We start from the raw sequence: 770 nt of genomic DNA on the forward strand, positions 1-770 counted from the left end.
AGGCGCACCGGCAACTCATCGTCGCCAGCCTCAAGCGCAAGCTGTTCCCGGCCCAGGCCGAAGTCGTCCACGCTGCTGCCGAGCTGCTGATCGACCGTGGCGAACGCGCCGCGATCGTCAACGGCGAGATGGGTTGCGGGAAGACGACCGTCGGCATCGCCACGGCTGTCGTGCTCAACGCCGAAGGCTACCGCCGCACTCTGGTGCTTTCGCCACCGCACCTGGTTTACAAGTGGCGGCGCGAGATCCAGGAGACGGTAGCGGGCGCCAAAGTGTGGGTGCTCAACGGGCCGGATACGCTCGTCAAGCTCATCAAGCTGCGTGAGCAGTTGGGTGTCCAGCCCACGGGTCAGGAGTTCTTCGTCCTGGGCCGCGTGAGGATGCGGATGGGCTTCCACTGGAAGCCCGTTTTCACCACGCGGCGCACCCGCCACGGCGACGTGGCAGCGTGCCCGGACTGCGGCACGGTCATCACCGACCTCGACGGCGAGCCGGTCAACCCGGTCGCGCTCGAAGCCGAGGAATCCCGCAGGAAGTGCGGCCATTGCGCTGCGCCCCTGTGGACACTGATCCGCCCGCGCAGCCTGTCCGGCAGCGACCAGTCCTCGGCCGTGCTCAAAGCCTTGAAGCGCATCCCGACGATCGGGGAAGTCACCGCGCAGAAGCTGATGCAGAAGTTCGGCGACGGCTTCCTGGCCTCGATGCTCGGCGACAACATTCACGAGTTCATCAACCTCATGGATGGCAACGGCGAGCTGGTGTTTTCCGAC

At 66.0% G+C, this 770-nt stretch carries 1 pseudogene; it reads left to right on the forward strand.

Features of this window, described 5'->3' with window-relative positions:
• A pseudogene (locus tag BRO63_RS04520) lies at positions 1-770 on the forward strand (DEAD/DEAH box helicase family protein); the annotation flags it as partial.

This window comes from Achromobacter xylosoxidans (assembly GCF_002192695.1).
Classification (GTDB): Bacteria; Pseudomonadota; Gammaproteobacteria; order Burkholderiales; family Burkholderiaceae_B; genus Achromobacter; species Achromobacter xylosoxidans_C.